Origin of the sequence: Cellulomonas olei (assembly GCF_039548315.1) — a bacterium.
Classification (GTDB): Bacteria; Actinomycetota; Actinomycetes; order Actinomycetales; family Cellulomonadaceae; genus Cellulomonas.
Genome location: NZ_JBCLVN010000037.1, coordinates 13,819 through 33,890, shown reverse-complemented (window position 1 = coordinate 33,890; position 20,072 = coordinate 13,819). Strand labels below are relative to the sequence as shown.

Genomic DNA, 20,072 nt, shown 5'->3' with positions numbered 1-20,072 from the left:
CCGCCGGCCCCGCTGCCGCCCGACCCGGGGGCCGCCCCGCGCCCGTCCGTGGTGCCCGAGGGCGCGCCGCCGTGGCCGCCGTTCGAGCCGCCCGCCGCCCCCCGCCGCCGCGCCCGGCTGCCGCTGGGCGTCGTCGCCGGCCTGGTCGTCGCGGCCTTCGGTGCCGGCCTGCTCGGTGGCATGGTCGGCGCCGGCCTGACCGGCGGGGACGACCGGCTGGTCGACGCCGGCCTCCCGGCCGCCGTCGGGGGCAGCTCGCCGGACCGGGCGGCCGACAGCGTCGCCGGCATCGCGGCCACCGTGCTGCCCTCCGTCGTCTCGATCGAGGCCACGAGCGCCGCCGGCTCGGCGACGGGCTCCGGCATGGTGCTGCGCCAGGACGGCTACATCCTCACCAACCACCACGTGGTGGCCGGCGCGGAGGACGCCGGGTCGTCGCTGGTCGTGCTGTTCGCGGACGGGTCGCAGGAGCCGGCCACCGTCGTCGGGAGCACCCCGGACTACGACCTGGCGGTGCTCAAGGTCGAGGTCACGGGGCTCACCCCGCTGGCGCTGGGCGACTCCGACGACGTCCAGGTCGGCGACCCGGTCGTCGCGGTCGGCGCGCCGCTCGGGCTCGCGGGCACCGTCACGTCCGGCATCGTCAGCGCCCTCAACCGACCGGTGGCGGCGGGGGACGGCAGCGAGGCGACCGCGTTCATCAACGCGATCCAGACCGACGCGGCCATCAACCCGGGCAACTCCGGGGGGCCCCTGGTGAACGCCGCCGGGGAGGTCGTCGGGATCAACTCCGCGATCGCGCAGCCGCCGGGCGCCGCACCGACCGCCGGCGGCAGCATCGGCCTCGGCTTCGCGATCCCGTCCAACCAGGCGCGTCGCACCGCGGAGCAGCTCATCGAGACCGGCCGCGCCACCTACCCGGTGATCGGCGCGATGCTCGACACGCGCTACACCGGCGAGGGCGTGCGGGTGGCGGAGGAGTCGCAGCAGGGCCAGGCGCCGGTGACGCCGGACGGGCCGGCCGACCGCGCGGGCATCCGGCCCGGGGACGTCATCCTCGCCATCGAGGGGCGTCCGGTGACGCAGCCCGACGAGCTCATCGTCGCCATCCGCGCGCGCACCCCCGGGGAGGCGGTGCTGCTGCGCGTGCGCGGCACGGACGGCGCCGAGCGGGACGTGCGCGTGGTGCTGGACGAGTCCCCGCAGGGCTGACCCGCCGGGGCCTGCGTGCCCACGCCCGCGCGCACACCCGGGCCCACGCCCGTGCCCACGCCGGGACGGGCCGGCGGCGCCGGGACCGCCCCCCGCGGCGGGCGGTAGCCTGGACGGGTGTTGTTCGACATCAACGGCGGCGAGCTCCTCGTCATCCTGCTCGTCGCCGTGATCGTCATCGGGCCGTCCCGGCTGCCGCGGTACGCCGAGCAGCTCGCCCGCCTCACGAAGCAGGCCCGGCACTTCCTGCAGGACGCCCGCAGCCGCGTGGACTCCGAGTTCGGCGACGAGGTCAAGGACATCGACTGGGAGGCGCTCGACCCGCGGCGCTACGACCCCCGCCGCATCGTGCGCGAGGCGCTGCTCGACCCGGAGCCCGGCGCCGCGTCGCGGGGCGCGGCCACCGCCCGGGCGTCGTCCGCCGCGACGACCGCGTCCGCCGCCGGCGCCTCCCGCCTCCCCGGCACCGCCCCGCCGCCCGCACCGCCCGCCCCGTTCGACGACGAGGCGACCTGACGCCCCGCACGCGCCCGCACCCCTCCACCGGGCCCCGGCCCCCGACCGTCAGAATGGACCCATGGTCTCCGGCTCCCCTCGCATCTTCTCCGGGATGCAGCCCACCTCCGACTCCCTCCACCTCGGCAACTACCTCGGCGCGCTGACCCAGTGGGTCGCGCTGCAGGACTCCTACGACGCGCTGTACTGCGTCGTCGACCTGCACGCGCTGACGGTCTCGCCGGACCCGGCCGCGCTCCGCGAGCGCACCCGGCGCACCGCGGCGCAGTACCTGGCCGCCGGCGTGGACCCCGAGCGCTCGATCCTGTTCGTGCAGTCGCACGTCGCCGAGCACGCCGAGCTCGCCTGGCTGCTGTCCTGCCAGACGGGCTTCGGCGAGGCCGGGCGCATGACGCAGTTCAAGGACAAGTCCGCGAAGCACGGGGCGGAGGGCACCTCGGTCGGGCTGTTCACGTACCCGATCCTCATGGCGGCCGACATCCTGCTGTACGACACGGCGCTGGTGCCGGTCGGCGAGGACCAGCGTCAGCACCTCGAGCTCACCCGCGACCTCGCGCAGCGCCTGAACTCCCGGTTCGGCGCGGGCACCGCCGTCGTCCCGGACGCCCACATCGTCAAGGCGACCGCGAAGATCTACGACCTGCAGGACCCGACGTCGAAGATGAGCAAGTCGGCCTCGAGCCCCAACGGCATCGTCGACCTGCTCGACCCGCCGAAGACCGTCGCGAAGCGCATCCGGTCGGCGGTGACGGACGCGATCGGCGAGGTGCGGTTCGACCGGGAGGCGCAGCCGGGCGTCGCCAACCTGCTGACGATCTTCTCCGCGCTCACGGGGCGTGACGTCGACTCCATCGTCGCCGACTACGAGGGCAAGGGCTACGGCCACCTGAAGGTCGACCTCGCGGAGGTCGTCACGGGCTTCCTCACCCCGTTCCAGGAGCGGGTGGACGGCTACCTGTCGGACCCGGCGTCGCTCGACGCCGTGCTGGCGGACGGCGCCGAGCGGGCCCGGGTGATCGCCCGCGCGACCCTCGGGCGGATCTCGGAGCGGTTCGGCCTGCTGCCGCGCCGCGGGACGGCATGAACCCCACCGGCCCGTTCGGCGAGGAGCTCCGGATCGGCGTGGCCGTCAGCGTCCCGGAGCCGTACGCCGGGGCGCTCCAGGCCGCCCGGGCGCGGGTCGGGGACCCGGCGGCCGACCTGATCCGGCCGCACATCACGCTGCTCGGCCCGACGGTGCTGCCGGCCGCGGCGCTGCCCGACGTCGACCGGCACCTGCGGGCTGTCGCGGCCGCGCACGCGCCGTTCACCGTGCACCTGCGCGGCACCGCGACGTTCCGGCCGGTGTCGCCCGTCGTCTTCGTGCAGGTCGTCGAGGGCATCGCGGCGTGCGAGGGGCTCGAGGTCGCGGTCCGGTCCGGCGTCCTCGCCCAGGAGCTGCGGTTCCACTACCACCCGCACGTGACCATCGCGCACGACGTGGACGACGCCGCGCTCGACCGCGCGTTCGAGGACCTCGCGGGGTTCGAGGCGCGGTTCGACGTCCCGGAGATCCACGTCTACGAGCACGGCGACGACGGCATGTGGCGGACCATCGGCGCGTACCGGCTCGGGGCGGACGCGCCCGGTCCCGCGACGTCCTGACCGGCGGGGACGTCCCCGCTCGGGATGCCGCGCGGACGGTCCGCTCCTAGGGTCGGACCATGGGAGTGCCGGCCGAACCACGCGGCGCCGGGCAGGCGCACGCCTCCGTCAGCAGCGCCGACGACGTCGCGGCCGGCAACCGCCGGGACATCGGCGCCCGCGTGTACCCGGGCGGCGCGGCGGGGCTGGTCGCCCGCGCGAAGGCCCTGCTCGCCTGGTGGCAGCAGACCCGGGCCGCCCGGGCGAACGCCCGGTTCGGCGCGGCGGGCGGCGGCGTGCTCACCGGCGGCATCGCGTACGCGACGATCTTCTCGCTGTTCGCCGGCCTGACCATCGGCTACACCGTCTTCATGGCGGTGCTCGGCAACAACGCGGAGCTGCGCAGCACGGTGCTGACGACCATCGACGCGAACCTGCCCGGGCTGGTGAAGACGAGCAGCCGCGACGACGGCATCGTCGACCCGGACACGCTGGTCCTCAGCACCGGGGTCGGCATCGCCGGCGTGGTCGCCGTCGTCGTGCTGGTCGTGAGCGCGATCTCGGCCATGGCGGCGCTCCGCACGGCCGTGCGCGCGATGTTCGCCGACACCGGCCCCGGCGGCAACGTCGTGGCGAGCAAGCTGCGCGAGCTCGGGGGCTTCGCCGGCATCGCGCTGGCCATCCTGCTGTCCGCGGTGCTGTCGATCGCCACCACGACGGCCGCGGACTGGGCGCTCGGGGCCCTCGGTCTCGAGGGCTCCACGGCCGCGTCGTGGGTGCTGCGCGCCGTGGGGGTCCTCGTGGCGTTCGTCGTCGACGCGGGGACCTTCTGGATGGTCGTGGTGCTGCTCGGCGGGCAGCGTCCCGCGTGGCGGGACCTGCGTCAGGGCATGCTCGTCGCGGCGGTCGGCCTCGGCGTCGTGCGCGTGCTCGGGACCTCCGTGGTCGCCGGCTCGGCGCGCACCAACGCCGTGCTCGCGTCGTTCGCGGTGATCGTCACGCTGCTGGTGTGGGTCAACCTCATCGCCCGCGTGGTGCTGCTGGCCGCCGCGTGGACGGCCGACCCGCCGGCCGCGCAGCAGGACGCCGCACCGGACGACGCTCCTGCCACCGCGGGCTGACGGACCCGGTGCGCGCGGGGCGGTAGGTCTCGCCCTCCGGTGCCGTTCGGATCCGTCGGGACGGGCTCACCGGGCGTGTTCGTGTGGACGGATCCGCAGTGCTGGGCGGTGGCGCGCGGGTCCCCTCGCCCGGCGTCGGTGATCGGATCCGTCGGGACGGACCCGCCGGGCGTGTGGGTGCCGAAGGGTCCGAACGGTCCGGGGCGTACCACGGGGCCCGGGTCGCGGCGCAGGCCCGTACGCGACGCGGACCTGGCCTCGTGCGGCGACGCCCGGGGTCCCGCTCCTCCACAGGACGTGGCCTCGGTGATCGTCCCCAGAGCGCCGGCGGCAGAAGGTCCGTCGACGGAGACGCTCGTGGACGCTGGTCACATGGCGGCGACAAGGGCCCTCCCCAGTGTGATGACCACCGCTCAGGCGCGGGCGTTCGGCGTCGCACGGCTCCTGCGCGACGGGAGCTACATCCGGGCGGCTCGTGGTCTGTGGATGGTCGTCGGTTCCGACCCGGCGGATCCCGGTACCCGTGTGCTGCTCGCGATCACCGCCGCTCCCGACGACGCGGTCGTCGGCGGGTGGGCCGCCGCCCGGGTGCACGAGCGGCGCCGTCTGGGGCGATCCGAGGTCCCCCAGTTCGACGGCGCGTGGGGCTCCCCGGACGCACCGGAACCCGTCCTGCTGCTCGTCCCGCCGGAGACGCGACTCGTGGCACGGCCGTTCCACCGCGTGGTGAGGACGCCTGTGGCAGCGGCCGAGCGGGAGCGGGTCGACGGCATCGAGGTCACGACACCGCTCCGCACGGCCTTCGACCTGGCCCGGCTGTCCCCGCTGCCCCAGGCGGTGGCTGCGATCGACCGGCTCCGGGCGCTCCGCCTGGTGGATCCGGACCAGCTCGCGGAGCTCCTGGAGGAGAGGCGTCACCTCACCGGTGCCGCCCGCGGACGTCGGGCCGTGGCCCTGTCGACGGACGGTGTCGAGTCGCGGCAGGAGTCGGCGATGAGACTGCTCTGGTGCGAGGCCGGTCTCCGGCCTCCGACGTCGAACGCGGTGATCCGCGACGCGCGCGGTGGCTTCGTGGCGCGCGTGGACGTCCTCGACCCGGACGTCGGGCTCGTGGGCGAGTACGACGGGGCCGTCCACGCCTCGGCGCAGCAGCGGAGTTCCGACGCGGCCCGGCAGCAGCGGCTCGAGCGCCTCGGGCTCGTCGTCGTGCGGGCGACGGCGGCCGACCTCGCGACGCGCGCGGCCCGGGCGGAGTGGTGCCGCCTGCTCCGTGATGCCCACCGTCGGGCGGTGCCTCGCGCATCGGCCGGTGCGTGGAGCGCTCGCTGAGTCGAGGCCCGGCTCGGGGCCCGGGACCGGGGTGGTCCCACCGCGCGAGAGGTGCACGGCCCGCCCACGTCGACGTGCGCTCCGGGTTGGTGTCCGGGCGGTCGCCCCGAGGGATCCCTCGGCACGGACGCGCCGAGCGTGTCTGCCTGTTCGGATCCGAACGACCACCTGACAGCAGCGCTCGGAGGGGAGACCCGCGCGGCCCGGCCGGACGTGGGGATCCCTCGGCACGGACGCGCCGAGCGTGTCTGCCTGTTCGGATCCGAACGACCACCTGACAGCAGCTCTCGGAGGGGAGACCCGCGCGGCCCGGCCGGACGTGGGGATCCCTCGGCACGGACGCGCCGAGCGTGTCTGCCTGGTCGGATCCGAACGACCACGTGACAGCGGCTCTCGGAGGGGAGACCGCGCGCCCCGGCCGGACGTGTGGATCCCTCGGCACCGACGCGCCCGGCGTGTTGGTGCGTTCGGATCCGAACGCACAAGCAGGTGCGGGGTCACACAGGTGAGGGCCCGGGCCCCCGAGGGGTCAGAACGCGCGGGTGATCATCGCGCGCTTGACCTCCTGGATCGCCTTGGTGACCTCGATGCCGCGCGGGCACGCCTCCGTGCAGTTGAAGGTCGTGCGGCAGCGCCACACGCCCTCCTTGTCGTTGAGGATCTCGAGGCGCTGCGCCCCGCCCTCGTCGCGGCTGTCGAAGATGAACCGGTGCGCGTTGACGATCGCGGCCGGTCCGAAGTACTGGCCGTCCGTCCAGAACACCGGGCACGACGAGGTGCACGCGGCGCAGAGGATGCACTTGGTGGTGTCGTCGAACCGGGCGCGCTGCTCGGGGGACTGCAGCCGCTCGCGGGACGGCTCGGTCCCCGTGGTGATGAGGAACGGCATGATCTCGCGGTAGGAGGCGAAGAACGGCTCCATGTCGACCACGAGGTCCTTGATCACCGGCAGGCCCTTGATGGGCTCGACGAGGATCGGCTTGTCGGGGTTGAGGTCCTTGAGCAGGGCCTTGCAGGCGAGCCGGTTGCGGCCGTTGATCCGCATGGCGTCGGAGCCGCAGACGCCGTGCGCGCACGAGCGGCGGAACGTCAGCGACCCGTCGTGCTCCCACTTGATCTTGTGCAGCGCGTCGAGCAGGCGGTCGGTGCCGTGGGCGGTGACCGTGAACTCCTGCCAGTACGGCTCGTCGCCGTGGGTCTCGGGGGTGTAGCGGCGGATCCTCAGGGTGACGTCGAACGTCGGGATCTCGCCGGCCTTCGGCTCGGTCCCGGCCGAGCGCTCTGCGACAGCAGTCATCAGTACTTCCGCTCCATCGGCTGGTACACGGTGGTCACGACGGGCTTGATGCCCAGGAGCACGACGGGACGGCCGGGGCCCGGTGCGGGCACCTCCTCGCCCTTCGGCGCGGAGCCGGCGGGGGAGTCGACGGGCACGCCCGGCTCCCGGCGGTACGCCATGGTGTGCTCCATGAAGTTCGCGTCGTCGCGCTGCGGGTAGTCCTCGCGGAAGTGCCCGCCGCGGGACTCGCGCCGGTTCAGCGCCCCGACGACGACGGTCTCGGCGACGTCGAGCAGGAACCCGAGCTCGATCGCCTCGATGAGGTCGGTGTTGAACGCGCGCCCCTTGTCCTGCACGGACACCCGCGTGTAGCGCTCCTGCAGCGCCTGGATGTCGGAGAACGCCTGCCGCAGGGACTCCGCGGTGCGGAACACCTGGGCGTTGGTGTCCATCGTCTGCTGCAGCTCGCGGCGCACGTCGGACACCCGCTCGCCCTGCGGGCGGCTGCGCATCGTCTCGAGCTGCTCGACGACGGCCGCCTCCGGCGCCTCGGGGAGCGCGACCCACGGCGCGGTGGCGGCGTACTCGGCGGCGGAGATGCCGGCGCGCTTGCCGAAGACGTTGATGTCGAGCAGGGAGTTCGTGCCGAGCCGGTTCGACCCGTGCACCGAGACGCAGGCGACCTCGCCGGCCGCGTACAGCCCCTTCACGACGTGCGTGGTGTCGCGCAGGACCTCGCCCTCGACGTTGGTCGGCACGCCGCCCATGGCGTAGTGCGCCGTCGGGTACACGGGCACGGGCTCGGTGTACGGCTCGATGCCGAGGTAGGTCCGCGCGAACTCCGTGATGTCGGGGAGCTTCGCGTCGATGTGCGCGGGGTCCAGGTGGGTCAGGTCGAGCAGGACGTAGTCCTTGTTCGGCCCGGCGCCGCGGCCCTCGCGCACCTCGTTGGCCATCGACCGGGCGACGATGTCGCGCGGCGCGAGGTCCTTGATGGTGGGGGCGTACCGCTCCATGAACCGCTCGCCGTCGGCGTTGCGCAGGATGCCGCCCTCGCCGCGCGCGGCCTCGGACAGCAGGATGCCGAGGCCCGCGAGGCCGGTCGGGTGGAACTGGAAGAACTCCATGTCCTCCAGGGGCAGCCCGCGGCGGTAGGCCAGCGCCATGCCGTCGCCGGTGAGGGTGTGCGCGTTGGAGGTCGTCTTGTAGATCTTGCCGGCGCCGCCGGTGGCCAGGACCACGGACTTGGCGCGGAAGACGTGGAGCTCACCGGTCGCCAGCTCGTACGCCACGACGCCGGAGACGGCGACGTCCTCGCCGTCGGGCACCTCGCGGCCTGTGAGGTCGTGGGTGAGCAGCAGGTCGAGCACGTAGAACTCGTTGAAGAACGCGACCTCGTTCTTCACGCACTGCTGGTAGAGCGTCTGCAGGATCATGTGCCCGGTGCGGTCCGCGGCGTAGCAGGCGCGGCGCACGGCGGCCTCGCCGTGGTTGCGGGTGTGGCCGCCGAACCGGCGCTGGTCGATCCGGCCCTCGGGGGTGCGGTTGAACGGCAGGCCCATGCGCTCCAGGTCGAGCACGGCGTCGATCGCCTCGTCGGCCATGATCGTCGCGGCGTCCTGGTCGACCAGGTAGTCACCGCCCTTGACGGTGTCGAACGTGTGCCACTCGGGGTTGTCGTCCTCGACGTTGCCGAGCGCGGCGCACATGCCGCCCTGCGCCGCCCCGGTGTGCGAGCGCGTGGGGTAGAGCTTCGAGATCACGGCGGTGCGCGTGCGGGCGGACGACTCGAGGGCGGCGCGCATCCCGGCGCCGCCGGCGCCGACGATCACGACGTCGAACTGGTGGGTCTGCATCGGGGTCGATGCCTCCAAAGCGGGAGCGGGTGGCGGGGGCGGGGCGTCAGGCGGTGCAGAACGACGGCAGCAGGTCCGCCGGACTGTTCGCGGGGCACGGGTCGAAGGTGAAGATCACCAGCGTGCCGAGCACCACCACGACGGTGAACGCCGTGTACAGGGCGAGCTTGAGCACCAGCCGGGTGCCGTCGCGCTCGGCGTAGTCGTTGATGATCGTCCGGACCCCGTTGGTGCCGTGGATCATCGCGAGCCACAGCATGAGCAGGTCCCAGATCTGCCAGAACGGGGACGCCCACTTGCCGGCGACGAACCCGAAGTCGATGGCCGAGATGCCCTCGCCGGCGACCAGGTTCACGAACAGGTGCCCGAAGATCAGCACGAGCAGCACGACGCCGGACGCGCGCATGAAGACCCAGCCGTAGAGCTCCCAGTTGCCGCGCGACGTCCGGCGGCCCGGCCCTGCTCCCCGCGTGCGCGGGGCGGCGATCGTCGTCATCACTCGCCTCCGAAGACGTGCATCAGGTGCCGCGGCAGGAAGCCCGCCATCGTCACGACGAACAGCCCGAGCACGACCCAGAGCATGACGCGCTGGTACTTCGCGCCCTTGGACCAGAAGTCCACGAGCAGGATCCGGATGCCGTTGAACGCGTGGAAGACGATGGCGGCCACGAGACCGGCCTCGCCGAGCCCCATGATCGGGTTCTTGTAGGTCCCGATCACGGCGTTGTACGCCTCGGGCGAGACCCGCACGAGCGACGTGTCCAGCACGTGCACGAGCAGGAAGAAGAAGATCAGCACGCCGGTCACGCGGTGGGCGACCCAGGACCACATGCCTTCGCGGCCGCGGTAGAGGGTGCCGCCGGGGGTCCGCTTCCGGGCCGCCCGGGGGGGTGCGGCGGCGGGCGCGGTCGGCGTCGTAGGCACCGTGGGCACGGTAGGCCTCCTGGCGAGTTCGGGCGGGACTGCAGTGTCCGGTCAGATCACTGTAGTGATGGTGCGCCGTCCGGCCCCGTGGGGGAGAACCGATCCGGCCCAGTGTGACGAACCGCACATGCCCGGAGGGACCGAAGTCCCTGGTCGGGCCGGGCCCGGGCCGTGGCGAGGCCGTGCGTGAGGAACCGGGGCCGGGGACCCCAGCGCCGCTACGCTGGCCGCCATGTCCGAGCGCCCGACGGTCCCGCCCGCACGCCCCCGCCCCGTCCCCGGCTTCCACGCCGTGGTGCCCGCCGGGGGAGCCGGCACCCGGCTCTGGCCGCTGTCCCGGCAGGGCTCGCCGAAGTTCCTGCACGACCTGACGGGGACGGGCCGCACCCTCCTGCAGGGCACGGTCGACCGGCTGGTCCCGCTGACGGGCGAGGACGGCGTGCTCGTGGTGACGGGCGTCCGGCACGCCGCCGCCGTGGCGGAGCAGCTGCCCGAGCTGGACGCGTCCCAGGTGCTCGCGGAGCCCTCGCCGCGCGACTCGATGGCCGCGATCGGGCTCGCGGCGGCGGTGCTCGCGCGACGGCACGGCCCGGAGACGGTGCTCGGCTCGTTCGCCGCGGACCACGTCATCGCCGACCTCGAGGCGTTCTGGGGCGCGGTCACCGAGGGCGTCGAGGCCGCGCGGGCCGGGTACGTCGTGACGATCGGCATCACCGCGACCGGGCCGTCGACGGCCTTCGGCTACGTCCGCTCCGGCGCCCCGCTCGGCGTGGCCGGCGCCCCGAGCGCCCGGCACGTCGCGGGCTTCACCGAGAAGCCCGACGCCGCGACCGCCGCCGAGTACCTCGCCACCGGGGAGTACCGCTGGAACGCGGGCATGTTCCTCGTGCAGGCGGGCGTCCTGCTGGACCACCTCGCGACCCAGCTCCCGCCTCTGGCCGAGGGGCTGCGCACGATCGCCGCGGCGTGGGACGACCCGGACCGCCGGGACGAGGTCCTGGCGGAGGTCTGGCCGGGCCTGACGAAGATCGCCATCGACCACGCCATCGCCGAGCCGGTCGCGGCCGCGGGCGGCGTGGCCGTCGTGCCGGGGTCGTTCACGTGGGACGACGTCGGCGACTTCGCGTCGCTGGGCGCGCTGCTGCCGACGGTCGACGCCGAGGCGGCCCGCACGCTCGGCGACGACGCGGCCGTGCAGCGGATCGCGGCGCCCGGCGCGCTGGTCGTCCCCGCCCCGGGTCGCACCGTCACCGTGCTCGGGGTCCCCGACGCGGTGGTCGTCGACACCCCGGACGCGCTGCTCGTCACCACGCGGGAGCACGCCCAGGCCGTGAAGCAGGCCGTGGACGGCTGGCGGGCGCGCGGGCGCGACGACCTGCTCTGACCTGCGTCCCGGCCCGTGGCCGTCCCCGGGCGGTCGCGGCGCGGGCGACTAGGGTCGGAGGCGTGATCGTCGACGCCTCCCGGGTGACCCAGCTGGTCGCCACGCTGCACCCCGAGCTCGTGGAGATCCGGCGGGACATCCACGCCCACCCCGAGCTCGGCCGCACGGAGCAGCGCACCACCCGGCTCGTCGCCGACCGCCTGCGCCTCGCGGGCCTGAGCCCGCGCCTGCTGCCGGGCACCGGCCTGACGTGCGACATCGGGCCGAGCCCGCTCGAGACCGGCCGCCGCCGCATCGCCCTGCGCGCGGACATCGACGCGCTGCCGGTGCAGGAGACCACCGGCCTGCCCTTCGCCTCGACGGTGCACGGCGTCGCGCACGCCTGCGGCCACGACGTCCACACCGCGGCGGTGCTCGGCGCCGGCCTGGTGCTCGCCGAGCTGCACGCCACCGGGGACCTGCCGGTCGGCGTGCGGCTCGTGCTGCAGCCCGCGGAGGAGGTGCAGCCGGGCGGCGCGCTCGACGTCATCGCCGCCGGCGGGCTCGACGGCATCGGCCGGATCTTCGCCGTGCACTGCGACCCCAAGGTCGACGTCGGCCGCATCGGCACCCGCATCGGGCCGATCACGTCCGCCTCCGACGAGATCACCGTCGTCGTCACCGGGCCCGGCGGGCACACGTCGCGCCCGCACCTGACGGGCGACGTCGTGTACGCGCTCGGCCAGGTCATCACGCAGGTGCCCGCCGTCCTCGGGCGCCGGCTGGACCCCCGGTCGGGCGTCAACCTGACCTGGGGCGCCGTGCAGGCCGGAGCCGCCCACAACGCCATCCCCGCCTCCGGGACCGTGCGCGGCACGCTGCGCTGCCTGGACGTGCGGGCGTGGGAGCGCGCGACGCAGGTGGTGCACGACGCGGTCGAGCAGGTCGTCGCGCCGTACGGGGTCGAGGTCGAGGTGCGCCACCAGCGGGGGGTGCCGCCGGTCGAGAACGACGAGCGCGCGGTCGCGGTGCTCGAGGGCGCCGCGCGCGACGTGCTCGGCGAGGACTCCGTGCAGCTCACCGAGCAGTCCCTCGGCGGCGAGGACTTCGCCTGGTACCTGACCAAGGTGCCGGGGGCGATGGCGCGGCTCGGCACCCGCACGCCGGGCGGCCGGACCTACGACATCCACCAGGGCGACCTCGTGGTCGACGAGCAGGCGATCGCCGCGGGAGCGGCGCTGCTGGCGCGGGCCGTGCTGCGGGCGGGCGCCGACGGGCAGGCGGGCTGAGCCCCCGTGCACCCGGCCGGGTGACGGCGGGACGCCCGAGAGGTCCCGATTGTTCCAAGTCCGTAACGAAGGGGCGGTGTGACCGCCCGGTAACACAGCGGACACCTGCGCCTCGCTAGGGTCGTGCCGAACACCGGACGGACCCTGCTCCCGGGCCGCGCGCAACGGCGCGTGCGGCACGGGCCGGGCCCCGGACCGGTCGACGACGAGAAGCAGGAGTGTCGCGTGAAGAAGATCATCCGTGTGGCCGCCCTGAGCGGGGCTGTCGCGCTCGCCCTCGCCGCGTGCGGCAGCGCGCCCGAGGACTCCGAGGAGACCGGCGGCTCCGACACCGGCGCGTCGGACTTCAAGGCCTGCATGGTCTCCGACTCGGGCGGTTTCGAGGACAAGTCCTTCAACCAGTCCGGTGCCGAGGGCCTCGACCGCGCGGTCGACGAGCTGGGCGTCCAGGAGGTCAAGGTCGAGTCCCAGGCCGAGACCGACTTCACGCCGAACATCGACTCGCTGGTCCAGCAGGACTGCGACCTCATCATCGGCGTCGGCTTCCTCCTCGAGGACCCGATCCAGACGGCCGCCGAGGCGAACCCGGACATCGAGTTCGCGCTGATCGACTCGTCGTTCTCCGACGCCGACTTCAACCCGGTCACGCTGGACAACGCCAAGCCGCTGCTGTTCAACACGCAGGAGGCCGCCTACCTCGCCGGCTACGCCGCCGCGGGCACGTCGGCCACCGGCACCGTCGCGACGTTCGGCGGCATCCAGCTGCCGTCGGTCTCGATCTTCATGGACGGCTTCGCCGACGGCGTCGCGAAGTACAACGAGGACAACGGCGCTGACGTCAAGGTCCTCGGCTGGGACAAGGAGGCCCAGACGGGTTCCTTCACCGGTGACTTCGAGAACCAGGCCAACGGCCAGAACCTCGCCAAGGGCTTCATCGACCAGGGCGCGGACGTCATCATGCCCGTCGCCGGCCCGGTCGGCCTCGGCGCGGCGGCGGCGGCCCAGGAGGCCGGCGACGTCTCGATCGTCGGCGTGGACGCCGACTGGTACCTCACGGCCCCGGACTACTCCGCGATCGTCCTGACCTCGGTCATGAAGGAGATCGGCCAGGCCGTGTTCGACACGGTCTCGGAGGCCGCCGACGGCAACTTCTCCGCCGAGCCGTACGTCGGCACGCTGGAGAACGGCGGCATCGGCATCGCCCCGTTCCACGACTTCGACTCGGTGGTCCCGGACGACGTCAAGACCGCGGTCGAGGACCTCAAGGCCCAGATCATCTCCGGTGACCTGGTCGTGGAGTCCCCGAGCCAGAACTGACGCAGCACCCAGGGGTGGCCCGGGCAGCAGGTCTGCCCGGGCCACCTCCTGCGTTCACCCCCACACGCACGCCGGGGCATGCCCACAAGGCGCCGTATTTGCCCTAGTGTGCGCACGACGAACGACCGAAGGAGCAGGCCCACGTGAAGCTGGAGCTGCGGGGGATCACCAAGCGTTTCGGCGCCCTGGTGGCGAACGACCACATCGACCTCGTGGTCGAGCCCGGCGAGATCCACGCGCTGCTGGGCGAGAACGGCGCGGGCAAGAGCACGCTCATGAACGTGCTCTACGGGTTCTACGACCCGGACGACGGGCAGATCCTCGTCGACGGGGCGCCCGTGACGTTCACCGGACCCGGCGACGCGATGGCCGCCGGCATCGGCATGGTGCACCAGCACTTCATGCTCGTGCCCGTGTTCACCGTCGCGGAGAACGTCGTCCTCGGCTACGAGCCGGTCAAGGGCGGCGGGCTCATCGACCTGCCCGAGGCGCGGCGCCGCGTCAAGGAGATCTCCGACCGCTTCGGGTTCGACGTGGACCCCGACGCCCTGGTCGAGGACCTCCCCGTCGGCGCGCAGCAGCGGGTGGAGATCATCAAGGCGCTGTCGCGCGACGCGAAGGTCCTCATCCTGGACGAGCCCACCGCGGTGCTCACGCCCCAGGAGACCGACGAGCTCATCGCGATCATGCGGCAGCTCAAGGCGGCCGGCACGTCCATCGTCTTCATCACCCACAAGCTCCGTGAGGTCCGCGCCGTCGCGGACCGCATCACGGTCATCCGCCGCGGCAAGGTCGTCGGCAGCGCGTGGCCGGACGCCGCGGAGACCGAGCTCGCGTCGCTCATGGTCGGCCGGTCGGTGTCGCTCGGCGTGGACCGCGCGCCCGCGCAGCCGGGCGAGGTGGCGCTGCGGGTCCGGAACCTGTCGGTCCTGGACGAGGCCGGCGTGCGCCAGGTCGACGACGTGTCGTTCGACGTGGCGCGCGGCGAGATCGTCGCGGTGGCCGGCGTGCAGGGCAACGGCCAGACCGAGCTGACGGAGGTCATCCTCGGGCTCCAGCAGCCCGTCGCCGGCTCCGTGGTGCTGGACGGCACCGAGCTGGTGGGCCGCTCGGTCAAGGACGTGCTCCAGGCGGGCGTCGGGTTCGTGCCCGAGGACCGCACCGAGGACGGCCTGGTCGCCGACTTCTCGGTGGCCGAGAACCTCATCCTCGACCTGTACGACCGCGAGCCGTTCGCCCGCGGGATCTCGCTCGACCCCCGCGCCGTCCGGGAGAACGCCGAGCAGCGCACCGTCGAGTTCGACGTCCGGACGCCGTCGGTCGACGCGCACGCCGGCACGCTGTCCGGCGGCAACCAGCAGAAGGTCGTCCTGGCCCGCGAGATGTCCCGGCCGCTGCGCCTGTTCATCGCGTCGCAGCCGACGCGCGGCCTCGACGTCGGGTCCATCGAGTTCGTGCACAAGCGCGTCGTGCAGGAGCGGGACAACGGCACCCCGGTGATCATCGTGTCCACCGAGCTCGACGAGGTGCTCGCGCTGGCCGACCGGATCGTCGTCATGTACCGCGGCCGCATCGTCGGCATCGTGCCCGGCGGCACCGACCGGGACGTCCTGGGCCTCATGATGGCCGGCGTGCCGCAGGTCGAGGCCGAGCAGCAGGCCGCGACCCACCACACCGTGCTCGGCGTGGCCGACATCGACGCCTCCGAGGAGGAGAGCAAGTGAGCGAGGCGACCCCCGCCCCCGACAAGCCGGCCGGGTCCACGGCGCCGGCCCCCCGGCGCGACGACGGCCTGGAGGCCCGCGCCCAGGGCGCGCTGCGCGAGATGCTCTCCAGCTCCTGGCTGGTGACGGTCGCCGCCGTCGTGCTCGCGCTGATCATCTCCGGCGTGCTCATCGCGGCCGCCGACTCCGCCGTGCAGGACGCGGCGGGCTACCTGTTCGCGCGCCCGTCGGACTTCTTCTCCGCCGTGTGGACCGCCGTCTGGGGCGCGTACCGCGCGCTGTTCGAGGGCGCCGTCCTCGACCCGACGGCCTCGTCGTTCGTCCGGGCGATCCGGCCGATCACCGAGACCATGACCTGGTCGGTGCCGCTGATCCTCGCGGGCCTCGGCCTCGGGATCGGCTTCCGCGCCGGGATGTTCAACATCGGTGCGCAGGGCCAGATCATCCTCGGCGCGGTGTTCGCCGGGTACATCGGCTTCGCGTTCTCGCTGCCCCCGGGGCTGCACCTGCTGCTCGCCGTCATCGGCGGCGCCATCGGCGGCGGCCTGTGGGCCGGGATCGCCGGCTACCTCAAGGCCCGGACCGGCGCCAACGAGGTGATCGTGACGATCATGCTGAACAACATCGCGATCTACCTGGTGGGCTACCTGCTGACGCTCGGCGCGTTCAAGCGCGGGGGCAGCAACAACCCGATCTCGCCGCCGATCAAGGACAGCGCGCTGTACCCGCAGCTGCTCGGCTCGCAGTTCCGGCTGCACCTCGGGTTCGTCGTGGCGATCCTCGCCGCGGTGTTCGTGTGGTGGCTCATGAACCGGTCGACGATCGGCTTCGCGTTCCGGGCGGTCGGCTCCAACTCGAGCGCCGCCCGCACGGCCGGCATCAACGTCAACCGCATGTACCTGTGGGTCATGGTCGTCGCCGGCGCCCTGGCGGGCCTGGCCGGCACGGCGCAGGTGCTCGGCACCGAGAAGGTGCTCACCGCCGGCGTCGCGGCGTCCTTCGGGTTCGACGCGATCACCGTGGCGCTGCTCGGCCGGTCCAAGCCGCTCGGCACGTTCCTGGCCGGTCTGCTGTTCGGCGCGCTGCGCGCCGGCGGCTTCGCGATGCAGTCCCGGACCGGCACGCCGATCGACATCGTGCTCGTCGTGCAGTCGCTGGTCGTGCTGTTCATCGCGGCGCCGCCGCTGGTGCGAGCCGTCTTCCGCCTCCCGTCCCCGCGCGGCGCGTCGGGGGCTGCCCCCGAGCTGTCCGCCCCCGTCGTGAAGGAGGCCGCAGCGTGAGCGCCGTGACCGCCCCCGCCCCGGCCGCGCCGGCGCCCGCCACGGGCAAGCCGCTGCCGCCGATCTCCTACAAGGCGCCGATCGGCTACGCGTCCGTCGCCGTGCTCGCCCTGCTGCTGTTCGGCATCCTGCCGGCGTCCGGCCGGGAGACCACGTTCACCGTGTTCTGGCCGGGGGAGAACCTGGCCTTCACGGTGCCGTCGAAGCTCACCGCGCTCCTGCTGTGCCTGGTCGCGGTCGCGCTGGCGGCGTGGACGTTCCAGGCCGCCCGCACCCGCCGGAAGACCGGCATCTGGCTGCCCGCGGTGTACGCGGTCGCGCTGATCTTCGCGCTGCTCACCTGGGCGGTGGCGGACAAGGCCCAGCCCCTGCCGCTGACGTCGCTGCTGCAGGGCTCGCTGTTCCTCGCGGTGCCGCTGGTGTTCGGCTCGCTCGCCGGCCTGCTGTGCGAGCGCTCCGGCATCATCAACATCGCGATCGAGGGCCAGCTGCTCGCGGGCGCGTTCCTCGCCGCGGTCGTCGCGACGCTCACCCAGAGCGCGTACATGGGTCTGCTCGCGGCACCCGTCGCCGGCGCGCTCGTCTCGGCGCTGCTGGTGGCGTTCGCCATCAAGTACGTCGTGGACCAGATCATCGTGGGCGTCGTGCTCAACGTGCTGGTCGTCGGCATCACGAGCTACCTGTTCTCGACGGTGCTCAAGGAGAACGCCGGCACGCTCAACACCCCGCCGCGCCTGCCGACCCTGGCGATCCCCGGCCTGTCCGACATCCCGGTCATCGGCCCGGTGCTGTTCCGCCAGACGGCGCTGGTGTACGTGATGTACGTCGTGGTGATCGTGCTGCAGGTCCTGGTGTTCCGCAGCCGCTGGGGCCTGCGCATGCGGGCCGTCGGCGAGCACCCGAAGGCGGCCGACACCGTCGGCATCAACGTCAACCGCACGCGTCTGCGCAACACCCTGCTGGGCGGCGCGGTCGCGGGTCTCGGCGGAGCGTTCTTCACCGTCGCGAACGGCCTGGCGTTCGGCAAGGAGATGACCGGCGGCAAGGGCTTCATCGCCCTCGCGGCGATGATCCTCGGCCGGTGGAGCCCCAAGGGCGCGCTGGCCGCCGCGCTGCTGTTCGGGTTCGCCGACAACCTCCAGGTCGTGCTCGGCATCATCGGCACGCCCATCCCCAGCCAGATCATGCTGATGACCCCGTACGTGGTGACGATCTTCGCGGTCGCCGGCCTCGTCGGCCGCGTGCGGGCCCCCGCCGCCGAGGGCATCGCCTACGTGAAGTGACCCCCCGCCGGCCGCGTCCCCGACGCGGCCGGCGGCGGTCTGCGCGGGGCGGGGCACCCGCCCCCGGAAGGAGCACCATGACCACCCCCGAGATCGACTGGGACGCGCTGCGGGCCGCCGCCACCGAGGTGATGCACCGCGCGTACGTGCCGTACTCGAAGTTCCCCGTCGGGGTCGCCGCGCTCGTCGACGACGGCCGGGTCGTCACCGGCTGCAACGTCGAGAACGCGTCCTACGGCCTGACCCTGTGCGCCGAGTGCGCGCTGGTGTCCGGCCTGCACGTGTCCGGCGGCGGGCGCCTCGTGGCGTTCGCCTGCGTGGACGCCCACGGCAACGCCCTGATGCCGTGCGGCCGCTGCCGCCAGCTCCTGTGGGAGCACGGCGGTCCGGACCTGCTCGTCGACACGGTGAGCGGGATCAAGCCGATGACCGAGGTCCTGCCCGACGCGTTCGGGCCGTCGGACCTGGTCGAGAGGAAGTCGTCGTGAGCACCCCCAGCACCGAGCAGTTCGACGCCGTCGACGTCATCGTCACCAAGCGGGACGGCGGCCGGCTCTCCGACGCCCAGATCGACTGGGTGATCGACGCGTACACCCGCGGCGTCGTCGCCGAGGAGCAGATGTCCGCCCTCAACATGGCGATCCTGCTCAACGGCATGGACCGCGCGGAGATCGCGCGCTGGACCGCGGCGATGATCGCGTCCGGCGAGCGCATGGACTTCTCCGGTCTGCGCCGCCCCACGGCCGACAAGCACTCCACCGGCGGCGTCGGCGACAAGATCACGCTGCCGCTCGCGCCCCTCGTGGCCGTGTTCGACGTGGCGGTCCCGCAGCTGTCGGGCCGCGGCCTCGGGCACACCGGCGGCACGCTCGACAAGCTCGAGTCGATCCCCGGCTGGCGCGCGGCGCTGAGCAACGACGAGATGATGGCGCAGCTCGACGACGTCGGCGCGGTCATCTGCCAGGCCGGCTCCGGCCTCGCCCCCGCCGACCGCAAGCTCTACGCGCTGCGGGACGTCACCGGCACCGTCGAGGCCATCCCGCTGATCGCCTCGTCCATCATGAGCAAGAAGATCGCCGAGGGCACGGGCGCGCTCGTGCTCGACGTCAAGGTCGGGTCCGGCGCGTTCATGAAGGACCTGGACCGCGCGCGCGAGCTCGCCCGCACCATGGTCGACCTCGGCACCGACGCGGGCGTGCGGACCGTCGCGCTGCTCACCGACATGTCCACGCCGCTCGGCCTCACCGCGGGCAACGCGCTCGAGGTCCGGGAGTCCGTGGAGGTGCTCGCCGGTGGCGGGCCGTCCGACGTCGTCGAGCTCACCGTCGCGCTGGCGCAGGAGATGCTCGCGGCCGCCGGGAAGCCGGACGTCGACGTGCGGGCCGCGCTCGCCGACGGGCGGGCGATGGACGTCTGGCGCCGGATGATCGAGGCGCAGGGCGGCGACGCCGACGCGACGCTGCCGGTCGCCCGGCACACCGAGCAGGTGCTCGCGCCCGCCGACGGCGTCCTGACCCGGCTCGACGCGTACCAGGTCGGCATCGCGGCGTGGCGGCTCGGCGCCGGGCGCGCCCGCCGGGAGGACCCGGTGCAGGCCGGCGCGGGCGTCGAGATGCACGCGAAGCCCGGCGACACCGTGCGGGCCGGTCAGCCGCTGCTGACCCTGCACACCGACACCCCGGAGCGGTTCCCGCGGGCGCTCGGCGCGCTCGAGGGCGCGTTCGACGTGGCGCCGGAGGCGGCGACCGCGCCGACGCCGCTGGTCCTGGACCGCATCGCGGCGTCCTGACGCCCCGGCCCGGGTCCGCGGGCCTGCTCCCGGACCCGGGCCGCACCCGCGCGCCGGGCCCGCGTGCGCCGTGCCCGCGTGCACGCATCCGCCCCCCCGCGCTCGCCGTCCGCCGACGAGATTGCCGTTGTTGTGGGCTTCCGGCCGCGGAACCCCGCAACGACGGC

The 20,072-nt window shown here is 73.7% G+C and carries 18 protein-coding genes; 14 read left to right on the top strand and 4 right to left on the bottom strand.

Annotated elements, in window-relative coordinates:
* The 6 genes from AAHH18_RS12225 to AAHH18_RS12200 form a co-directional block, all read left to right on the top strand.
* Window positions 1-1,212: S1C family serine protease (locus tag AAHH18_RS12225; protein ID WP_343301816.1), on the top strand; the 1,212-nt coding region annotated here is incomplete at its 5' end.
* A 117-nt stretch (window positions 1,213-1,329) separates the two neighbouring features.
* A complete protein-coding gene (locus tag AAHH18_RS12220; RefSeq protein WP_343301815.1) occupies window positions 1,330-1,728 on the top strand; it encodes a twin-arginine translocase TatA/TatE family subunit in 399 nt (132 codons plus the stop codon).
* 61 nt (window positions 1,729-1,789) lie between these two features.
* Window positions 1,790-2,812: a tryptophan--tRNA ligase gene (trpS, locus tag AAHH18_RS12215; protein ID WP_343301814.1), complete on the top strand. Its 1,023-nt coding sequence runs from the start codon at window positions 1,790-1,792 to the stop codon at window positions 2,810-2,812.
* Window positions 2,809-3,372 (top strand): 2'-5' RNA ligase family protein, encoded by a 564-nt coding sequence (locus AAHH18_RS12210; RefSeq protein WP_343301813.1) that lies wholly within the window; start codon window positions 2,809-2,811, stop codon window positions 3,370-3,372. Before trpS ends, AAHH18_RS12210 begins: the two co-directional genes overlap by 4 nt.
* Before the next feature lie 59 nt (window positions 3,373-3,431).
* The gene (locus tag AAHH18_RS12205) at window positions 3,432-4,472 is read left to right on the top strand and encodes a YihY/virulence factor BrkB family protein (protein WP_343301812.1); all 1,041 of its coding nucleotides are present in this window, start codon (window positions 3,432-3,434) and stop codon (window positions 4,470-4,472) included.
* A gap of 402 nt (window positions 4,473-4,874) precedes the next feature.
* The gene (locus AAHH18_RS12200; RefSeq protein ID WP_343301811.1) at window positions 4,875-5,801 is read left to right on the top strand and encodes a hypothetical protein; all 927 of its coding nucleotides are present in this window, start codon (window positions 4,875-4,877) and stop codon (window positions 5,799-5,801) included.
* A 529-nt stretch (window positions 5,802-6,330) separates the two neighbouring features.
* On the opposite strand, the gene AAHH18_RS12195 is transcribed toward AAHH18_RS12200, so the two are convergent.
* Genes AAHH18_RS12195 through sdhC form a run of 4 tightly spaced genes read right to left on the bottom strand, consistent with a single transcriptional unit; the run spans window position 6,331 to window position 9,767 of the window.
* Window positions 6,331-7,098 (bottom strand): succinate dehydrogenase iron-sulfur subunit, encoded by a 768-nt coding sequence (locus AAHH18_RS12195; RefSeq protein WP_283321099.1) that lies wholly within the window; start codon window positions 7,096-7,098, stop codon window positions 6,331-6,333.
* Entirely contained in the window at window positions 7,098-8,936 is a 1,839-nt protein-coding gene (sdhA, locus tag AAHH18_RS12190) for a succinate dehydrogenase flavoprotein subunit (protein ID WP_343301810.1), read from the bottom strand. The genes AAHH18_RS12195 and sdhA overlap by 1 nt, the downstream gene beginning before the upstream one ends.
* A 46-nt stretch (window positions 8,937-8,982) precedes the next feature.
* The gene (locus tag AAHH18_RS12185; protein WP_147795869.1) at window positions 8,983-9,432 is read right to left on the bottom strand and encodes a succinate dehydrogenase hydrophobic membrane anchor subunit; all 450 of its coding nucleotides are present in this window, start codon (window positions 9,430-9,432) and stop codon (window positions 8,983-8,985) included.
* Complete coding sequence (sdhC, locus tag AAHH18_RS12180) at window positions 9,432-9,767, bottom strand: succinate dehydrogenase, cytochrome b556 subunit (protein WP_459349129.1); 336 nt, start codon at window positions 9,765-9,767, stop codon at window positions 9,432-9,434. Before sdhC ends, AAHH18_RS12185 begins: the two co-directional genes overlap by 1 nt.
* Before the next feature lie 325 nt (window positions 9,768-10,092).
* Here sdhC and AAHH18_RS12175 point away from each other — a divergent pair, with 325 nt between their 5' ends.
* The 8 genes from AAHH18_RS12175 to AAHH18_RS12140 all read left to right on the top strand — a co-directional run bounded on the left by AAHH18_RS12175 (window position 10,093) and on the right by AAHH18_RS12140 (window position 19,905).
* Window positions 10,093-11,244 carry a mannose-1-phosphate guanylyltransferase gene (locus AAHH18_RS12175; protein WP_343301808.1) on the top strand — a complete coding sequence of 384 codons (1,152 nt, stop codon included), beginning with the start codon at window positions 10,093-10,095 and terminating at the stop codon, window positions 11,242-11,244.
* 62 nt (window positions 11,245-11,306) lie between these two features.
* Entirely contained in the window at window positions 11,307-12,512 is a 1,206-nt protein-coding gene (locus AAHH18_RS12170; protein WP_283321094.1) for an amidohydrolase, read from the top strand.
* Window positions 12,513-12,737: 225 nt separating this feature from the next.
* A complete protein-coding gene (locus tag AAHH18_RS12165) occupies window positions 12,738-13,829 on the top strand; it encodes a BMP family lipoprotein (protein ID WP_283321093.1) in 1,092 nt (363 codons plus the stop codon).
* Window positions 13,830-13,972: 143 nt separating this feature from the next.
* Window positions 13,973-15,553 (top strand): ABC transporter ATP-binding protein, encoded by a 1,581-nt coding sequence (locus tag AAHH18_RS12160; protein ID WP_343301807.1) that lies wholly within the window; start codon window positions 13,973-13,975, stop codon window positions 15,551-15,553.
* The gene (locus tag AAHH18_RS12155; protein WP_459349128.1) at window positions 15,550-16,833 is read left to right on the top strand and encodes an ABC transporter permease; all 1,284 of its coding nucleotides are present in this window, start codon (window positions 15,550-15,552) and stop codon (window positions 16,831-16,833) included. Before AAHH18_RS12160 ends, AAHH18_RS12155 begins: the two co-directional genes overlap by 4 nt.
* Window positions 16,830-18,116 carry an ABC transporter permease gene (locus tag AAHH18_RS12150; RefSeq protein WP_459349127.1) on the top strand — a complete coding sequence of 429 codons (1,287 nt, stop codon included), beginning with the start codon at window positions 16,830-16,832 and terminating at the stop codon, window positions 18,114-18,116. Before AAHH18_RS12155 ends, AAHH18_RS12150 begins: the two co-directional genes overlap by 4 nt.
* Before the next feature lie 77 nt (window positions 18,117-18,193).
* Window positions 18,194-18,604: a cytidine deaminase gene (locus AAHH18_RS12145; RefSeq protein ID WP_222171624.1), complete on the top strand. Its 411-nt coding sequence runs from the start codon at window positions 18,194-18,196 to the stop codon at window positions 18,602-18,604.
* Window positions 18,601-19,905: a thymidine phosphorylase gene (locus AAHH18_RS12140; protein ID WP_343301806.1), complete on the top strand. Its 1,305-nt coding sequence runs from the start codon at window positions 18,601-18,603 to the stop codon at window positions 19,903-19,905. The genes AAHH18_RS12145 and AAHH18_RS12140 overlap by 4 nt, the downstream gene beginning before the upstream one ends.
* Window positions 19,906-20,072 lie beyond the last annotated feature (167 nt).